General features: G+C 74.7%; 15 protein-coding genes. 11 read left to right on the top strand and 4 right to left on the bottom strand.

Annotated elements, in window-relative coordinates; genetic code table 11:
* Nucleotides 1-137 precede the first annotated feature (137 nt).
* Nucleotides 138-791, bottom strand: coding sequence for a nucleotidyltransferase family protein (locus CXR04_RS05325; RefSeq protein ID WP_101420729.1), 654 nt, complete (start codon nucleotides 789-791; stop codon nucleotides 138-140).
* A gap of 55 nt (nucleotides 792-846) precedes the next feature.
* The gene (locus CXR04_RS05320) at nucleotides 847-1,638 is read right to left on the bottom strand and encodes an IclR family transcriptional regulator (protein WP_101420728.1); all 792 of its coding nucleotides are present in this window, start codon (nucleotides 1,636-1,638) and stop codon (nucleotides 847-849) included.
* Nucleotides 1,639-1,812: 174 nt separating this feature from the next.
* Here CXR04_RS05320 and allB point away from each other — a divergent pair, with 174 nt between their 5' ends.
* Nucleotides 1,813-3,174: an allantoinase AllB gene (gene allB / locus CXR04_RS05315; protein ID WP_101420727.1), complete on the top strand. Its 1,362-nt coding sequence runs from the start codon at nucleotides 1,813-1,815 to the stop codon at nucleotides 3,172-3,174.
* A complete protein-coding gene (gene alc, locus CXR04_RS05310) occupies nucleotides 3,171-4,262 on the top strand; it encodes an allantoicase (protein WP_101420726.1) in 1,092 nt (363 codons plus the stop codon). The genes allB and alc overlap by 4 nt, the downstream gene beginning before the upstream one ends.
* A gap of 196 nt (nucleotides 4,263-4,458) precedes the next feature.
* Here alc and CXR04_RS05305 read toward each other — a convergent pair whose 3' ends face one another.
* Nucleotides 4,459-7,167, bottom strand: coding sequence for a beta-N-acetylglucosaminidase domain-containing protein (locus tag CXR04_RS05305; RefSeq protein ID WP_101420725.1), 2,709 nt, complete (start codon nucleotides 7,165-7,167; stop codon nucleotides 4,459-4,461).
* Nucleotides 7,168-7,414: 247 nt separating this feature from the next.
* Here CXR04_RS05305 and CXR04_RS05300 point away from each other — a divergent pair, with 247 nt between their 5' ends.
* The 3 genes from CXR04_RS05300 to CXR04_RS34745 all read left to right on the top strand — a co-directional run bounded on the left by CXR04_RS05300 (nucleotide 7,415) and on the right by CXR04_RS34745 (nucleotide 10,122).
* Nucleotides 7,415-8,386 (top strand): sugar kinase, encoded by a 972-nt coding sequence (locus CXR04_RS05300; protein ID WP_101426204.1) that lies wholly within the window; start codon nucleotides 7,415-7,417, stop codon nucleotides 8,384-8,386.
* An 83-nt stretch (nucleotides 8,387-8,469) separates the two neighbouring features.
* Nucleotides 8,470-9,090 carry a bifunctional 4-hydroxy-2-oxoglutarate aldolase/2-dehydro-3-deoxy-phosphogluconate aldolase gene (locus CXR04_RS05295; RefSeq protein ID WP_101420724.1) on the top strand — a complete coding sequence of 207 codons (621 nt, stop codon included), beginning with the start codon at nucleotides 8,470-8,472 and terminating at the stop codon, nucleotides 9,088-9,090.
* A gap of 36 nt (nucleotides 9,091-9,126) precedes the next feature.
* On the top strand, nucleotides 9,127-10,122 hold the full coding sequence (locus tag CXR04_RS34745; protein ID WP_159072263.1) for a hypothetical protein: 996 nt from the start codon (nucleotides 9,127-9,129) through the stop codon (nucleotides 10,120-10,122).
* Between the two features lie 54 nt (nucleotides 10,123-10,176).
* Here the strand turns inward: CXR04_RS34745 and CXR04_RS05285 are convergent, their stop codons facing one another.
* Complete coding sequence (locus tag CXR04_RS05285; protein WP_101420723.1) at nucleotides 10,177-11,184, bottom strand: Gfo/Idh/MocA family protein; 1,008 nt, start codon at nucleotides 11,182-11,184, stop codon at nucleotides 10,177-10,179.
* A gap of 98 nt (nucleotides 11,185-11,282) precedes the next feature.
* Here CXR04_RS05285 and CXR04_RS05280 point away from each other — a divergent pair, with 98 nt between their 5' ends.
* The 6 genes from CXR04_RS05280 to CXR04_RS05255 all read left to right on the top strand — a co-directional run bounded on the left by CXR04_RS05280 (nucleotide 11,283) and on the right by CXR04_RS05255 (nucleotide 17,129).
* Nucleotides 11,283-12,047 (top strand): GntR family transcriptional regulator, encoded by a 765-nt coding sequence (locus CXR04_RS05280; RefSeq protein ID WP_101420722.1) that lies wholly within the window; start codon nucleotides 11,283-11,285, stop codon nucleotides 12,045-12,047.
* 164 nt (nucleotides 12,048-12,211) lie between these two features.
* Nucleotides 12,212-13,213 carry a sugar ABC transporter substrate-binding protein gene (locus CXR04_RS05275; protein ID WP_101420721.1) on the top strand — a complete coding sequence of 334 codons (1,002 nt, stop codon included), beginning with the start codon at nucleotides 12,212-12,214 and terminating at the stop codon, nucleotides 13,211-13,213.
* The gene (locus CXR04_RS05270; RefSeq protein ID WP_101420720.1) at nucleotides 13,210-14,262 is read left to right on the top strand and encodes an ABC transporter permease; all 1,053 of its coding nucleotides are present in this window, start codon (nucleotides 13,210-13,212) and stop codon (nucleotides 14,260-14,262) included. Before CXR04_RS05275 ends, CXR04_RS05270 begins: the two co-directional genes overlap by 4 nt.
* Entirely contained in the window at nucleotides 14,259-15,140 is an 882-nt protein-coding gene (locus CXR04_RS05265) for an ATP-binding cassette domain-containing protein (RefSeq protein WP_101420719.1), read from the top strand. The genes CXR04_RS05270 and CXR04_RS05265 overlap by 4 nt, the downstream gene beginning before the upstream one ends.
* A 259-nt stretch (nucleotides 15,141-15,399) precedes the next feature.
* Nucleotides 15,400-16,521 carry an ROK family glucokinase gene (locus CXR04_RS05260; RefSeq protein WP_101420718.1) on the top strand — a complete coding sequence of 374 codons (1,122 nt, stop codon included), beginning with the start codon at nucleotides 15,400-15,402 and terminating at the stop codon, nucleotides 16,519-16,521.
* Between the two features lie 65 nt (nucleotides 16,522-16,586).
* Nucleotides 16,587-17,129, top strand: coding sequence for a hypothetical protein (locus tag CXR04_RS05255; RefSeq protein ID WP_101426203.1), 543 nt, complete (start codon nucleotides 16,587-16,589; stop codon nucleotides 17,127-17,129).
* Nucleotides 17,130-17,137 lie beyond the last annotated feature (8 nt).

Below are 17,137 nucleotides of genomic sequence, written 5' to 3'. Positions count from 1 at the left end.
CGGGCGCAGCGGAACGTGGCGTGGGCGGCCGGAAGCGAATTCCGAACCCTTCTGGCCTGTGGAGAATAGTTTCCTTATCCCGGAAGTTCAACGGTCTGTTGACGTCGAGAGGCTTTGCGGTACGGGGCGAGCGGCGCTCAGTGCCAGCCTGCCCGCGGCTCGTCGAGCAACGCCAGATCCGCGGGCGTGTCCACGTCGTCGGGCGCCGCGACGTCGCCGCACTCCACCAGCGCCAGCTCGCCCCGGCGCGCAGCACGGGCCAGCGCGTCGCGGGCGCCCCGGTCGCCGGTGGCGCTCGCCGTGGCTTCCGGCCAGCGCGGGCGGCCCAGCAGCACCGGGTGGCCGCGCACTCCGTCGTACGTCGCCGCGGCCAACTCGGCACCCCCGGCGGCGTACGCGGCGACCACGCGTGCGACCGCCGCGGGCCCGACGCGCGGCTGGTCGACCAGCAGCACCACCGCCGCCGCGGCGGCCGTCGGCTCCAGCGATGCCAGACCGGCGCGCAGCGACGAGCCCATGCCCGACTCCCAGTCCGGGTTCGACACCGGTACGCAGCCGGGCAGCCGCGCCCCGGCCCGTACCGCCTCCTCCGCCGCGCCCAGCACCACGTGCACCGGCGCGCAGCCCGCCGCCCGCAGCACTCCGGCCGCCCGCTCCACCAGCGGCCGCCCGTCAGGAGCGGCCGGCAGCAGCGCCTTGGGCCGCCCGCCGAGCCGCCGCCCGCCGCCCGCGGCGAGCAGCAGGCCGGCGACGGCGGGAGCGCTGCCGGGGGATCCGGCGGTCGCGTTCATCCGAAGTGCCCGTTCCCGGTGGTGTGTCGCGTCATCGGCCATTCCGCCGCCGCGGTCAGTCCGCGCTCGCGGTCGCGTCCGTGAGGCCCGCCGACAGCTCCCGCGCGACCTCCTGGAGCACCGGCACGATCCGCTCGGTCGCCGCCTCGGTCACCCGGCCCGCGGGCCCGGAGATCGAGACCGCCGCCGCCGTGGGCGCGTCCGGCACCGCGACGGCCAGACAGCGCACGCCCATCTCCTGCTCGTTGTCGTCCACCGCGTAGCCGTCCGCGCGGACGGCGGCCAGTGCCTTGAGGAAGACGTCCGGCGAGGTGATCGTCTTCTCGGTCGCCGCCGGCATGCCGGTACGGGCCAGCAGGGCCCGTACCTCCTCGTCCGGCAGGTGCGCCAGCAGCGCCTTGCCGACCCCGGTCGAGTGCGGCAGCACCCGCCGCCCGACCTCGGTGAACATCCGCATCGAGTGCCGCGACGGCACCTGCGCGACGTACACGGCCTCGTCGCCGTCGAGCAGCGCCATGTTCGCGGTCTCGCCGGTCTCCTCCACCAGCCGCGCCAGATGCGGCCGCGCCCAGGTGCCGAGCAGCCGGGACGCGCTCTCGCCGAGCCGGATCAGCCGCGGGCCCAGCGCGTAGCGGCGGTTGGGCTGCTGGCGTACGCAGCCGGTGGCGACCAGGGTGCGCATGAGGCGGTGGATGGTCGGCAGCGGCAGCCCGCTGCTGCCCGCCAGTTCGCTCAGCCCCACCTCGCCGCCCGCGTCGGCCATCCGTTCCAGCAGGTCGAAGGCGCGCTCCAGGGACTGGACGCCGCCGCCTGCGGGCGGCCTTGGCTCATCGGTGCTGCGGGGCACGTTCGCGGTTCCTCTCGTACGGGTGCGACCGCAGCTTAACGGTCCGGAATCCGGCTTTCAGCATGTGGAATCCGCCAAACCGCCCGCGAACCGGCCCTTGACGAGGGCGGGCACCCGCGACGACAGTGCAATTCAACAGAACGTTGAAGCTGTGGGCCGCCGAGAGGAGACCGGGTGCCGGACGCCGAACTGGTGCTGCGCTCACGCCGGGTCGTCACCTCCGGGGGTGAGCGGCCCGCCGCCGTCGCGGTCGCCGGCGGCCGCATCACCGCCGTGCTGCCGTACGACACGGCCCCGCCGCCCGGCGCCCGCGCCGAGGACTGCGGCGACGACGCGCTGCTCCCCGGCCTCGTCGACACCCACGTGCACGTCAACGACCCAGGCCGCACCGAGTGGGAGGGCTTCGCCACCGCCACCCGGGCCGCCGCCGCGGGCGGGATCACCACCCTGATCGACATGCCGCTCAACAGCCTGCCGCCGACCACCGACGCCGAGGCGCTCGCGGTCAAGCAGGCCGTGGCCCGCCCCCGGGCGCACGTCGACGTCGGCTTCTGGGGTGGGGCGATCCCCGGCAACGCCGCCGACCTCGCGCCGCTGTACGCCGCCGGCGTCTTCGGCTTCAAGTGCTTCCTCTCCCCGTCCGGCGTGGAGGAGTTCCCGCGCCTCGCCGGTACGGACCTGGAGCGGGCCGCCGCCGAGGCCGCCCGCCTCGGCGCGCTGCTCGTCGTGCACGCCGAGGACCCCGACGTGCTCGACGGCGCCCCGCAGGTCCCCGGCCCCGGCTACGCCGGCTTCCTCGCCTCCCGCCCGCGCGCCGCCGAGAACCGGGCCGTCGCCCGGGTCGTCGCGCTCGCCGAGCGGCACGGCACCCGCGTCCACGTCCTGCACCTCTCCTCCGCCGACGCGCTGCCCGCCCTGGCCGCCGCCCGCCGCGCCGGGCTGCCGGTCACCGCCGAGACCTGCCCGCACTTCCTCACCCTCACCGCGGAGGAGATCCCGGACGGGGCCACCGAGTTCAAGTGCTGCCCGCCCATACGGGAGGCCGGCAACCGGGACCTGCTGTGGGCGGGCCTCGCCGACGGCACGATCGACTGCGTCGTCTCCGACCACTCCCCGGCCACCGCCGAGCTGAAGACCGGCGACTTCGCCACCGCCTGGGGCGGCATCTCCTCCCTCCAACTCGGCCTGCCCGCCGTGTGGACCGAGGCGCGCCGCCGCGGCCACGGGCTCGCCGACGTCGCCCGCTGGATGGCCGCGGGCCCCGCCCGGCTCGCCGGGCTCACCGCCAAGGGCGTCATCGAGCCGGGCCGCGACGCGGACTTCGCCGTCCTCGACCCCGACGCCGCCTTCACCGTCGACCCCGCGGGCCTGGAGCACAGGAACCGCGTCACCGCGTACGCGGGCCGCAGGCTCCACGGCGTCGTACGCGCCACCTGGCTCCGCGGCCGCCGCATCCACCACGGCGGCGTGCACACCGAACCCCGCGGCCGGCTCCTCGGCCGTACCGACCGGGACGAAAGGCAGCAGCAGGCATGACCGCCCAGATCACCCGCTTCACCGGCGCCGCCGCCCCGTACGGCGGCGGCGACCCCTACGCCGACTACCGCACCGCCGGCTTCGCCTTCGCCGCCCTGCCCGACCTGGCCGACCGACGCCTCGGCGGCGCGGTGATCGCCGCGAACGACGAGTTCTTCGCCCCGCGCGAGAACCTGCTGCGGCCGGAGCGGGCGGAGTTCGACCCGGCGGCGTTCGGGCACAAGGGCAAGGTCATGGACGGCTGGGAGACCAGACGCCGCCGCGGCGCCACCGCCGAGACCCCGCACCCGGCCGCCGGCGACCACGACTGGGCGCTGGTACGCCTCGGCGCCCCCGGCGTCGTACGCGGCATCGTCGTCGACACCGCCCACTTCCGCGGCAACCACCCGCAGTCCGTGAGCGTCGAGGGCGCGGAGGTCCCCGGTGCGCCGTCGCCCGATGCGCTGCTCGCGGCCGGTGTCCGGTGGACGGAGCTGGTGCCCCGCACGGCGGTCGGCGGCCACGCCGCGAACGGCTTCGAGGTCGCCGGGGGGCGGCGGTTCACGCATCTGCGGCTGCGCCAGCACCCCGACGGGGGTATCGCGCGGCTGCGCGTCCACGGCGAGGTCGTCCCGGACCCGGCGTGGCTGGCGGCGCTCGGCACCTTCGACCTCGTCGCGCTGGAGCACGGCGGCCGCGTCGAGGACGCCTCGGACCGCTTCTACTCCCCGCCCGTCAACACCATCCGGCCGGGGCGCTCGCGGCAGATGGACGACGGCTGGGAGACGCGGCGCCGCCGCGACACCGGCCACGACTGGATCCGCTACGCGCTCGCGGGCCGCGGGGAGATCCGCGCGGTGGAGATAGACACGGCGTATCTGAAGGGCAACGCGGCGGGCTGGGCGGCGGTGTCGGTACGGGACGGTTCCGCGGGGGAGTGGGCCGAGATCCTGCCGCGCACACGCCTCCAGCCGGACACCAACCACCGCTTCGTGCTGGCCGCGACGGCGGTCGGCACCCACGCGCGCATCGACATCCATCCGGACGGGGGGATTTCACGGCTGCGGCTGCACGGGAGCCTGACGCCTGCGGCGGACGGGGACGGGTGAGGGGACGGGCGCCCTCGGAGCGCGGCGGCGGTCGTGGGAGACGCGCCGGGGCGCCGGGCGGCCCTGCGGTCGCGGCCCTGCGGTCACTCGACCGACCCGCGCGCGCACCTGCGGCCGTGTGCCGGCCGGTGAGCGGACCCGGTGACCGCCGCGGCCCGGCTGCTGTATCGGCTCGCAGCCGGGCCACCGCCGTCCTTCAGCTTCCGATCACCCCCACGTCCGTGATCTGCGGCACGGCCCCGCCGCCCGACCAGCGCAGCCTGACCTCCGCCACCGCCCCGGCCGGTACCCGGAGTTCGGTGTACGCGCCGGCCAGCGTGCCCGCCGTACGCCACGGACCGTCCGGCTCGTTGCGTACCTGAACCGTCGCGCCCGCGTCCGGCGCGCTCTGCGGGCGGAGCACGACCAGGGACTCCGCCGCGCGCGGCTCCGCGAAGCGGATGTCCAGCGACTCGCCCGCCTGCGGCGCCCGCGCGGCGCGGTAGACGGAGGCGGTGTTGCCGTCCGCCGCGGCGGCCAGGGAGCTGCCCTCGGCCGCCGGCGGGCCGCCCGCCGTCGTGGCCGGGCCGCCGCCGGCGACGGTGAACTCCCGTACCACAAGCCAGTTGCCCTGCCCCGCCGTCGACCTGGCGCGCACGTACCGCGCCCTCGTGCCCTCGGGCGCCGTCGCCTCGACGTCCGGCTTACCGGAGAACGCCGCCAGCTCCTTCCAGGTCTCGCCGTCCGCCGAGTACTCCAGCACGCCCTGCTGGATGTAGTCGTTCGGGCTGCCGGACTTGGCCATCGCCAGCGTGACCCCGCCGATCTCGCGCTCGCCGTGCAGGTCCACGCTCACCCACGAGCCGGCGCCCGGCGCCCCGTCGCTCCAGAAGAACGTCGAGTCGTCGCCGTCCGTCATCCGGTCGACGGTGTTGCCCTGGTACGTGCCGAGGTTCGTCGCGCCCTTCGGCCGCGGGGGCAGCCCCAGCGAGCGGTCGTGCGCCGCCGCGGCGTCCGCGACGAAGGCGTCCAGCACGCCCTCGCCGACGACGACCTTCACCTCGCGCCCGCCGAGCCCGGTGTAGATGTGCGACTTGGCCTGGTCCACCAGCTCCGGCAGCCGCTGCCGCAGCCGCCAGGCGCGGTCGCCGTCGCCGTCGCGGGCGGCCTCGACCATCCGCAGGGCGGTGCGGGTCGCGGTGCCCCAGTCCCGGGTGGCGTCCAGCCAGGGGCCCGACTCCTCGACGAACGCCCGGTCGGGCAGCCGGTCGCGGAGCACGCCGGGCGCGGTCTCCAGGGCGGCCAGCGCGTCGTCCAGGGCGTCTTCCCCGCCGCGGTCCCAGTACGCGGCGATGGCCGCCGACAGCTCCGGCGCCTGCCCGGGGTTGAGCGCCGAGCCGTACGAGGCGTCGGCGAAGGCCCGGAGCGCGGCGGTCGTGAGCCTGTCGCCGCCCGCCAGTTCGGCGAGCGCCCCGGCCCAGGACTCCCGCGCGTCGTACGCGGCGTCGTTCCAGGCGAAGTCGGCGACCGTGTACAACGCGATCTTCGACGCGGCGGCCTGGTTCATCGGGTTGGCGGTGATCCCGGCCAGCTCGCCCGGCAGCCCCTTCTCCCGGCCGTTGAACGGGCCGAGCAGCAGCCGCTGCTGCGCGTAGTCGTTGACCGGGTAGTTGTCCCAGGTCAGGATCGGGTGGCCGAAGACCTCACGGGCGTCGCGCGCCTGCGCGACGGTCATCACGGGCGCGACGACGCCGATGCCGGTCCACTCCACCAGCACGTCCTCGTCCAACTGCTCGGCGAGCGCCTTCTTGTACGGGGACGGGGTGGTGTCGTAGTACTCCGTCGGCACCATCTGCAGCGGCTCGGCGCCGTCGTGGGCGCGGATGAACTCGCGGTTGACGCGGTTGAGCAGATGCGCCTGGGCCGCGCCCGCGGCGCCGCCGCCGGTGCCGAAGCGCTCCTCGTCGGCGGCGCAGTTCCAGTCGGTGTAGCTGATGTCGTCCAGCGGCACGGCGAAGGTGCGGACGCCGATGTCCCACAAGGTCTGGAACTTGTGGTTCAGCGCCTGCACGTCCGCGTCGGAGCTGTAGCAGACCGACAGGCCGGGGGAGAGGGCGTAGGTGAACTCGACGTGGTTGGCGCGGGCGCGCCCGACCAGCTCGGCGATGCGGGCGAGTTCGTCCGCAGGGTACGGCTCGCGCCAGCGCTCGCGCAGGTACGGGTCGTCCTTCGGCGAGTAGACGTAGATGTTCATCTTGTGCTCGCCGTAGAACGAGAGCTGGTCCAGGCGCGATTCGTGGGACCAGGGGACGCCGTAGAAGCCCTCGATGGCGCCGCGCCAGCCGGTGCCGGGCCAGTCGCGGACGGCGGTGCCGGCGACGCGGGTGCCGGGGGAGTCGCGGTGGGGGAGGAGCTGGCGCAGGCTCTGGGCGGCGTAGTACGTGCCGGTGGCGTCGGTGCCGGCCAGCACGATGCCGTCGCCGCCGGGGGTGCCGCCGGCCGGCTCCGCGGTGCCGGCGGCCAGGACGTAGCCGTCGGCGGGCAGCCCGGCGGGGCCCTCGACGCCGAGGGCGCCGAGCGCGGCGGCGGAGGCGGGGTTGGCGCCGGGGCCGCCGAGGTAGACGGTGAGCCCGCGGCTCTCGTCCGGCGCGGTCGCCGTACGCCGTACGTCCTCGGCCCCCGCGTCGCGCAGCGCCTTCTCGGCGACGGCGAGCGCGGGTCCGTCGGGCTCGGAACCGGTGACGAGGGTGACGGTGCGGGTCACGGTGACGCTGTCGGCGCGCGCCTCGACGGAGCGCGGGGTCGGGCTGATGTCGCCGGCCCTGGCCGGCGGCGGTGGCGCGCCGGTGGCCGGCGGGACGGCGAGCGGGCTCAAGCCCAGGGCCAGGAGTACGGCGCCGACGACGGCCGGGCGGGGGACGGGCATCCGGAACCTCCGGGATCTCGGGGGTGTAGTGCACACGTCACTCAGCGTCGAGCCTCACCCCGACCCGCCCCGGAGGCAATGGACTTACCCGCGCTCCGGCATGGACTCACGTCGTCCCCGGCGCCCGAACGGGCCGCTTGCCGGGGCCGCCGCTGTGCCCCCCGCCATACCGGCGCGGGCGCCGCCCGGGATAGCGTTCGGAGCACGAATCGGAGCACGAAGGTGCCCGACCACCGTGGAGGAACTGATGGCGGAACCGGCACCGGAGGTGCTGACCTGCGGCGAGGCTATGCTGCTGATGCTGGCCGAGCCCGGGATGCCGCTGGCGCGCGCCGTGAACTTCCGCCGCGCCATCGGCGGCGCCGAGTCGAACGTCGCCGCCGGGCTCGCCCGGCTCGGGCACCGGGCCCGCTGGTTCGGCCGCGTCGGCGCGGACCCCGCGGGGGAGGCCGTCCTCGCCCAACTCCGCGCGGACGGCGTGGACGTGTCGTACGCGGACGTCGACCCGGACGCGCCCACCGGCATGCTGCTCCGCGACAGCCACCCGCAGCGCGCCATCGACGTGCAGTACTACCGCGCCGGCTCCGCCGCCTCCCGCCTCGCCCCCGAGCACATCAGCCCCGAGGTCGTCGAGGGCGTGCGGGTGCTGCACATCTCCGGCATCACGCCGATCCTGTCGCCGTCCGCCGCCGAGGCGACGGTCAAGCTGATCGAACTCGCCCACGCGGCCGGCGCCCTGGTCTCCTTCGACCCCAACGTCCGCCGCAAGCTCGCCGGACCCGGGCGCTGGGCCGAGGTCGTAGGACCGCTGCTCGCCGAGGCCGACCTGCTGCTCACCGGCGACGACGAGCTGGAGATGCTGACCGGCGAGCCAGCCGACACCGCCGCCGCGCGGCTGCTGCGCGGCCGTACGGACACCGTCGTGATCAAGCGCGCCGACCACACCGCCACCGCGCTCACCGCCGCCGGCGAGCGCGTCGACCAGCCGCCGTACGACGTGCAGCTCGCCGACCCCGTCGGCGCCGGCGACGCCTTCGCCACCGGGTTCCTCTCCGCCCGGCTGCGGGACCTGCCGCTGGACCGCGCGCTCGCCGAGGGCGCCTGCGTCGCCGCCCTCGTCATCCAGACCGTCACCGACACCGACGGGCTGCCGACCGCGGCCGCCCGGGACCGCGCGCTCGCCGCGTTCACCGCGGGCGGCGACCCGGTCCACCGCTGAGCGCCGGGACCGTACGAGACGTACGGCCGCACCCGCACCGCAGCACCGCGTACCGCCCAGAGAGAACAGCCGGAGGAAACACCGTGTACCGCTGGGAGATCACCCGGGCCGCGCTGGAACAGCGGGTCGTCGCCATCGTCCGCAGCGACACCTACGACGGTGCCGCCGCCACCGCCGACTCGCTGCTGTCCGCCGGGATCAGCAGTCTGGAGATCTCGCTGACCACGCCCTTCGCGCTGGAGCTGGTCAGCTCGCTGCGCCGCGAGGTCGGCACGGAAGCGGTCATCGGCGCCGGTACGGTCCTGGACGCCGCCTCGGCGCGGCTGGCCGTCGACGCCGGCGCCCGTTACCTCGTCGCCCCCAACCTCGACGCCGGCGTGGTCGCCACCGCGCACCGCTACGGCATCCCGGTCTTCGCCGGCGTCGCCACGCCCACCGAGATGGTGCGCGCGCTGGAGCTGGGCGTGGACGTCATGAAGCTCTTCCCGGCCTCGGCGCACGAGCCGGGCTGGGTCAAGGACGTACGGGCCGCGCTGCCGCAGGCCGCGGTGCTGCCCACCGGCGGCATCTCGATCGCCGAGGCACCCGACTGGATCGCCGCGGGCGCGGTGGCCGTCGGCATGGGCTCGGCCCTCTCCGGCGGCGACCGCGAAGAGGTGGCCAAGCGCGCCACCGACCTCCTCTCCCGCCTCACCCCGGCCTGACCGGCCGGCCGCGGCGCCGCGGTAGGGAGACCGACGATGGGTGACCGGGCCAACTACGTGCTGGTGCGCGACGGCGGGTGGCGGCTGTACTACTCGCACTGGGGCGCCTCCGGTCTCGACGTGCAGCTCCTCGACGGCCCCGGCAGCGCGACCCGCTTCGTCACCGCCCAGCGGGAGATGGAGCGCGATGCCTGGCTCGACGACGTGTGGTGCGAAGGCGCCGCGCTGGTCGATCACGACGCGCGGGAGCTGCTGTTCTTCACCTGGCACCTGGAGGACTACGTCCACCGGCTGGCCCTGTTCACCGTGCTGGGCCGGACGTGGCCGGGGTGGCGGATCCGCTGGGCGTACGACGGGCTGGAGGACTTCGCGGCGTATGTGGGGGCGGACCCCGGGCTGGTGCGCAGCGCCCGGTCGCGGGCGGAGCCGGAGCCGCCCGCGACGGCCGAGCTGCGCCCCGCCGACCCGTGGGACGACTCGGCGCTCGCCGTCACGGTCGCCGACGGCGGCGGAATCCGCGCGTACGCCGTCTTCGAAGAGGACTTGCAGGACCTGCTGGACCGCGGCCCCGCGGTGGCCGGGCAGTTGCCGCGTGCCGCGCTGACGGACCGGCTGGACACGATCCCGGCAGGCGGCCTGCACGTCGACACGGTGCGGCGCCGCGTCTGCGCCTGGACCCTGCAGTACTTCGCGGGGACGGCCGGGGCGGCCGGGCTGCGCCGGTGGCCGGGCTGGGAGTGGACCTTCTGGGCGGACCGGTACGAGGAGCACGAGCGCGCCGCCGCAGGCGCGCTCGGCTTCGCCGGGCCCGACCTGCGCCCCGGCTCCGCCCTGCTGGCCGAGCGGCTGGAACGGCTGCGGGAACGCGACCCGGTCGGCGACTTCGCCCGGTTGACGGAGCGGCTGGCGGCGCAGGAAGGACGCGGTGAGATCCGCGTCTCCCCCTGGACCGAGGCGCACACCCCCACGACCCCGCTCCCGGAGGAACGCGCCCGTCTCCGTGCGGCTCTCGCGGACCTGGCCGCGGGCTGAACCCGGCCCGCTCCGGAGCCGGAAGCCCGGCGACGTCACATCACGTGCGGCGCCCTACGGCGCGTCCGCGATCTCCGCGACCCGGACCGGGCGGCGTTCGCGGCGGGAGCGTTCGCATGCCTCCACCACGTGCAGCGCCGCCAGCGCCTCCGCGCCGTCGCACGGGTTGGCCAGCTCGCCGCGGGCCACCCGGACGAACGCCGCCAACTCCGCTTCGTACGCCGGGCCGAAGCGCTCCAGAAAGCCCTGCCAGGGCTTGCCTGTCTGCGCGGGCGCGCCCGGTTCGACGGAGGTGAGCGGCGTCCGCTCGTCCAGGCCCACCGCGATCTGGTCGTGCTCGCCCGCCAGTTCCATCCGCACGTCGTAGCCCGCCCCGTTGACGCGGGTCGCCGTCGCGGTGGCCAGCGTGCCGTCGTCCAGGGTGAGCAGCGCCGCCGCGGTGTCGACGTCGCCGGCCTCGCGGAACATCGCCGGGCCCGCGTCCGAGCCCGCCGCGTACACCTCGGTGACCTCACGGCCCGTCACCCACCGCAGCGCGTCGACGTCGTGGATCACGCAGTCCCGGTACAGCCCGCCGGACAGCGGCAGGTACGCGGCCGGCGGCGGCGCCGGGTCGGAGGTGGCGGTCCGTACGGTGTGCAGCCGCCCCAGGTGCCCGCCCCGCACCGCCTCCCGGGCCGCGGTGTACCCCGCGTCGAAACGGCGCATGAAGCCCATCTGCAGCACGATCCCGGCCGCCTCGACCTCCGCGAGCGCCGCCCGGGTGCCCGCCAGGTCGACGGCGATCGGCTTCTCGCAGAACACCGGGAGACCGGCCCGTGCCGCCGCCCCCAGCAGCTCCGCGTGCGCGGCGGTGGCGGCGGCGATCACCACCGCGTCCACCCCCGCGGCCAGCGCGTCGGCGGGCGTGGCGACCGCCTCGGCGTCCGTACGGGCCGCGACCTCGGCGGCCCGCGCCGGGTCCGCGTCGGTCACGACGAGGGAGGTGACGTCGGGGTGCCGCCGCAGCGCGGCCGCGTGGAAGGCGCCGATCCTGCCGGTGCCGAGGAGTCCGATGCGCATGGCCTCAAAATCTCCCGTGGCCAGCGGGATTGTCAATTGTCAGGACAACCTGACGTGAAGCCTTCCGGTCGCCCGGCCCGGCCGTTACGCTCCGGAGCGTGACGAAGCGCGGCACAGGCCCCGTCCCGGCCCTCCGGCTCGGTGTGGACCGCAGCAGCCCGGTCCCGCTGTACTTCCAGTTGTCCCAGCAACTGGAGGCGGCGATCGAGCAGGGGGCGCTGACCCCCGGCAGCCTGCTCGGGAACGAGATCGAGCTGGCGGCCCGGCTCGGCCTGTCCCGGCCCACCGTGCGGCAGGCCATCCAGTCGCTGGTCGACAAGGGGCTGCTCGTACGCAAGAGGGGCATCGGCACCCAGGTCGTGCACAGCCAGGTGCGCCGCCCGCTCGGCCTGACCAGCCTCTACGACGACCTGGAGGCCGCCGGGCAGCGCCCCGCCACCCGGGTGCTGGGGGTGGCCGAGGTCAAGGCGACCGCGGACGTCGCCGCGGCCCTCGGCATCGCCGAGGGCACCGACGTCGTCCGGGTGGACCGGCTGCGGCTGACCCACGGCGAGCCGGTCGCCATGCTCTGCAACCACCTGCCCGCCGAACTGGTCGGGCTGCGCGCGGACGAGCTGGAGTCGACGGGGCTCTACCGGGTGCTGCGCGCCGCCGGCATCGCGCTGCACAGCGCCCGCCAGCGGGTCGGCGCCCGGCCCGCGACGGCCGCGGAGGCGGAGCGGCTGGGCGAGGAGGAGGGCGCGGCGGTGCTGACGATGGAGCGGTTCACGTACGACGACACGGGGCGTGGGGTGGAGTTCGGCTCGCATCTCTACCGGGCCTCGCGCTACAGCTTCGAGTTCCAGTTGCTCGACCGGGGCTGACCTGGCGGGGACCCACGGGGTGACTCGCGGGTAGCCGCGGGTCAGAATGATCGGACAAGGCATTGACTCGGCCCCCGCCCCCGGCTAGAACACCTCCAGCCGCCACGCGGGCGGCGGGGGACGACCAGGGAAGAAAGGCGGGTACCCAGATGGCGCGCAGCCGTATGGCCCGTAGCACGCGCGTGTTCGCGGCGGTGGCGACGGCCACCCTGCTGGCGGTCGCCGCGGCGGGCTGCAGCGACTCCGGCGGCAAGGACGCCGAGGAGAACGACGGCGGCGGGGGCGGCGGCGGGGGCGTGAACACGCCCCGCATGGAGATAGCCATGGTGACCCACTCCGCGCCCGGCGACACCTTCTGGGACATCGTCCAGAGCGGCTCCAAGCAGGCCGCCGCCAAGGACAACGTCGAGTTCCTCTACGCCAACAGCGAGAAGGACGACGAGCAGGCGCGGCTGGTCCAGACGTTCGTCGACAAGAAGGTCGACGGCATCGTCGTCACGCTCGCCAAGCCGGAGGCGATGAAGAGCGCGGTGCAGGCCGCCGTGGACGCCGGCATCCCGGTGGTGACGATCAACTCCGGCGCGGAGTTCTCCAAGGAGTACGGGGCCCTGAGCCACATCGGCCAGGAGGAGTCGGTCGCCGGCGAGGCGGTCGGCGAGGAGCTGAACGAGCGCGGCCGCAAGAACGCCGTCTGCGTCATCCACGAGCAGGGCAACGTCGGCCTGGAGCAGCGCTGCGCCGGCGTGAAGAAGACCTTCTCGGGCTCGGTGGAGAACCTGACCGTGGACGGCGCGAGCAAGCCCGCGGTGCTCTCGGGGATCCAGGCCAAGCTGGAGGCCGACGGCGGCATCGACTCGGTCGTCACCCTCAACGCGGACGTCGCCGCCTCCGCCGTCGAGGCGAAGGACGCCTCCGGCAGCAAGGCGGAGGTCGCGACCTTCGACCTGAACGCGGCCGTGGCGGCGTCGCTGGAGAGCAAGCAGCTCAGCTTCGCCGTGGACCAGCAGCCCTATCTGCAGGGCTACCTCGCGGTCGACGAGCTGTGGCTGTACGAGACGAACGGCAACGTGATCGGCGGCGGCCAGACCGTGCTGACCGGTCCCGCCATCGTCACCGAGGAGGACGCACCGGACCTGAAGAAGTTCACGGAGCGCGGCACCCGATGACCGCCACCCTCCCGGCGGACCCGGCGCCGAAGGCGGCGGACGAACGCCTGCTGGACGCCTCCCCGCTGCACCGGCTCCTCGGCCGGCCCGAGCTGGGCTCGGTGATCGGCGCCGTCGCGGTCTTCCTCTTCTTCGCCGTGCTCGCGGACAGCTTCCTGTCCAGCCTGGACACCGTGCTGTACGCCGCCTCCACCATCGGCATCATGGCGGTGCCGGTGGCGCTGCTGATGATCGGCGGCGAGTTCGACCTGTCGGCGGGGGTGCTGGTCACCTCCGCGGCGCTGACGTCGACGATGGTCGCGTACGAGATGACCGCCAACGTCTGGGTGGGCGTCTTCGTCTCCCTGCTGGTCACCCTCGCCATCGGCTTCTTCAACGGCTACATGCTCGTCCGCACCGGGCTGCCCAGCTTCATCATCACGCTGGGCACGTACCTGATGCTGTGGGGCGCCAACATCGGCATCACCAAGAGGATCCAGGGCACGGTCTCGACGAAGTCCATCTCGGACATGCAGGGCTTCGAGTCGGCGCGGGTGCTCTTCGCCTCGTCGATCGACGTCGGCTCGTTCAAGGTGCGGGTGACGATCCTGTGGTGGATCGGGCTGGTCGCGCTGGCCACCTGGATCCTGCTGCGCACCCGCTGGGGCAACTGGATCTTCGCGGTCGGCGGCGGCAAGGACGCGGCCCGCGCGGTCGGCGTCCCCGTGCAGCGCACCAAGATCGGGCTCTACCTCGGGGTCGCGGTGGCGGCCTGGATCTCCGGGCAGCACCTGCTGTTCTCGTTCTCCGGCGTGGTGCAGTCCGCGGAGGGCCGCGGTCTTGAGCTGCACTACATCGCCGCGGCCGTGATCGGCGGCTGCCTGCTGACCGGCGGCTACGGCTCGGCGATCGGCGCCGCGATCGGGGCGCTGATCTTCGGCATGGCCAAGCAGGGCATCGTCTACGCGCAGTGGGACTCGGACTGGTTCTGGTTCTTCCTCGGCGCGATGCTGCTGCTGGCCACGATCCTCAACTCCTGGGTACGCAAGCGCGCGGAGGCGGCCAGATGACCAAGGCCACGGACGACACGGCCGGGGGCGGCCCGGCCGCGGGCGACGCCGCCGCGGGCGACGCCGCCGCGGGCGGGGAGGCCGCCGGGTCCGCCGTGGCCCGGCCGCTGGTGGAGCTGGCGGACGTCAGCAAGTACTACGGCAACATCCGCGCGCTCGAAGGGGTCACCCTCCAGGTGCACCCCGGCGAGATCACCTGCGTGCTCGGCGACAACGGCGCGGGCAAGTCCACCCTCATCAAGATCATCTCCGGGCTGCACCGGCACGACGCCGGCAGCTTCCGCATCGACGGCCGGGACTCCCGGCTTTCGAACCCGCGCGAGGCGCTGGACCGGGGGATCGCCACCGTCTACCAGGACCTCGCGGTGGTGCCGCTGATGCCCGTGTGGCGCAATTTCTTCCTCGGCTCCGAGCCGACGCTGGGCCGCGGCCCGCTGCGCCGGCTCGACGTGCGGAAGATGCGCGCCACCACCCACGCCGAGCTGCTGCGCATGGGCATCGACCTGCGGGACGTGGACCAGCCCATCGGCACCCTGTCCGGCGGCGAGCGGCAGTCGGTGGCGATCGCCCGGGCGATCTACTTCGGCGCCAAGGTGCTGGTCCTGGACGAGCCCACGGCGGCGCTGGGCGTCAAGCAGTCCGGCGTGGTGCTGAAGTACGTCGCCGCCGCCCGCGACCACGGCCTGGGCGTCGTGCTGATCACCCACAACCCGCACCACGCCTACCTCGTCGGCGACCGGTTCATCCTGCTCAAGCGCGGGGCCATGGCAGGCAGCCACGCCCGCGCCGGCATCACCCTGGACGAGCTGACCCGGCAGATGGCGGGCGGCAGCGAGCTGGAGCAGCTCAGCCACGAGCTGCAGCGGGAAAGACCCTAGCCGGAGCGGGGAGAACCCGGGCCGCAGCCGGGAAAACGGGCCTGACCACGCCCGATCCCGTACGCCGAGGCCGCCGCCGCACCCCGCGGCGGCGGCACGCGGCCCCGCCGCCGCCCGCTGTCCACTCCGCCGTGCGGGGGAGGGGGCCCGTGAGGCAGAATCGGCACACGTCAGCGACTCCCGACAGGGGAAGGGGCCACCCCTTGCGATCACCCGCACCCACCGAGCCGCATCCCCGGCCCGGGCGAGGGGAGCGCCCGTGACGGCCGCCGAGAGGACACCGCACGGCAGCACCGCCCGCGCCACCGTGCTGCGCAGCGTGAGCCACCGCGAGCGGCGCTCGCACCTGACCGCGCCCCGGGTGCCCACCGTGGGCATCGACATCGGCGGCACCAAGGTCGCCGCCGGCGTCGTCGACGCCGACGGGCACATCCTGGAGCGCGCGACCACCGAGACACCCGACAAGTCCAAGAGCCCCAAGGTCGTCGAGGACGTGATCGTCGAGCTGGTCCTCGACCTCTCCGAGCGCCACGACGTGCACGCCGTCGGCATCGGCGCGGCCGGCTGGATCGACGCCGACCGCAGCCGGGTGCTCTTCGCCCCGCACCTGTCCTGGCGGAACGAGCCGCTGCGCGACGCGCTCTCCGAGCGGCTGCGGGTCCCCGTGATGGTCGACAACGACGCCAACGCCGCCGCCTGGGCGGAGTGGCGCTTCGGCGCCGGCCGCGGCGAGGACTACCTCGTCATGATCACCCTGGGCACCGGCATCGGCGGCGCCATCCTGGAGGACGGCCAGGTCAAGCGCGGCAAGTACGGGGTGGCGGGCGAGTTCGGCCATATGCAGGTGGTGCCCGGCGGGCACCGCTGCCCGTGCGGCAACCGCGGCTGCTGGGAGCAGTACAGCTCCGGCAACGCGCTGGTCCGCGAGGCCCGCGAGCTGGCGGCGGCCGAGTCCCCGGTCGCGTACGGGATCATCGACCGCGTCAAGGGCAACGTCGGCGACATCACGGGCCCGCTCATCACCGAGCTGGCCCGCGAGGGCGACGCGATGTGCATAGAGCTGCTCCAGGACATCGGCCAGTGGCTCGGCGTCGGCATCGCCAACCTCGCCGCCGCCCTCGACCCCGGCTGCTTCGTCATCGGCGGCGGCGTCAGCGCCGCCGACGACCTGCTCATCAAGCCCGCCCAGGACGCGTTCGGCCGCAGCCTCACCGGCCGCGGCTACCGGCCCGAGGCCCGGATAGTACGCGCCCGCCTCGGCAACGACGCCGGGCTGGTCGGTGCCGCCGACCTGGCCCGTCTGGTGGCCCGCAGGTTCCGCCGCACCAACCGGCGGCGGGTCGAGCGCTACGAGCGGTTCGCACAGGTGGTCGGCAAGTGACCCTGCAGGACTCCGGCGAGCGTCCCGTGTACCGCCACGACCCCGAGCCCGCCCAGAATGGGCACATGCCCCACCGCCCCCCGCGCCGCGTCACCCGCTCCTGGAAGGCGTACCTCGCCATCGCCCTGCTCGTCGGCATCCCGCTGGTCTACGGCTGGATCTCCACCCAGCAGAGCCGCGAGAGCGGCCGCGACAAGGCCGAGCGCGCCGCCTTCACCGAGATGGAGCCCGGCTGGCCGCCGCGCCTGCTGCGCCGCATCTACCAGGTGCCCGTCCCGGGCGGCGCCGAGTACATCCGCTACTACGAGCAGAACGCGCTGCACGACAGCGCCCTGTACGTCGACTTCACCGCCCCGCAGGAGTCCGTGGACGAGTACCTGGAGACGACGTTCTCGCGCTCGGACGTCCGGCCCCTGCCGCGGCTGAAGGACGGGCTCAACCCCATCACCCCGGCGCAGGCGGACAGCGTCGGCTGGGACTTCACCGAGGGGGACTGGTCGGGGCTGAAGCTCAAGCAGCCCGGCGCGCGCCCGGACGTGTCCATCGTCGTCAACACCGCGGACCCCGAGAACCTCGTGGTGCGTACCGTGTCCACGACGGAGTACTGACGAGGAGT

The sequence above is a fragment of the Streptomyces sp. CMB-StM0423 genome (assembly GCF_002847285.1).
In the GTDB taxonomy this organism is placed as follows: Bacteria; Actinomycetota; Actinomycetes; order Streptomycetales; family Streptomycetaceae; genus Streptomyces.
This window is presented reverse-complemented; position numbering and strand designations above follow the sequence as displayed.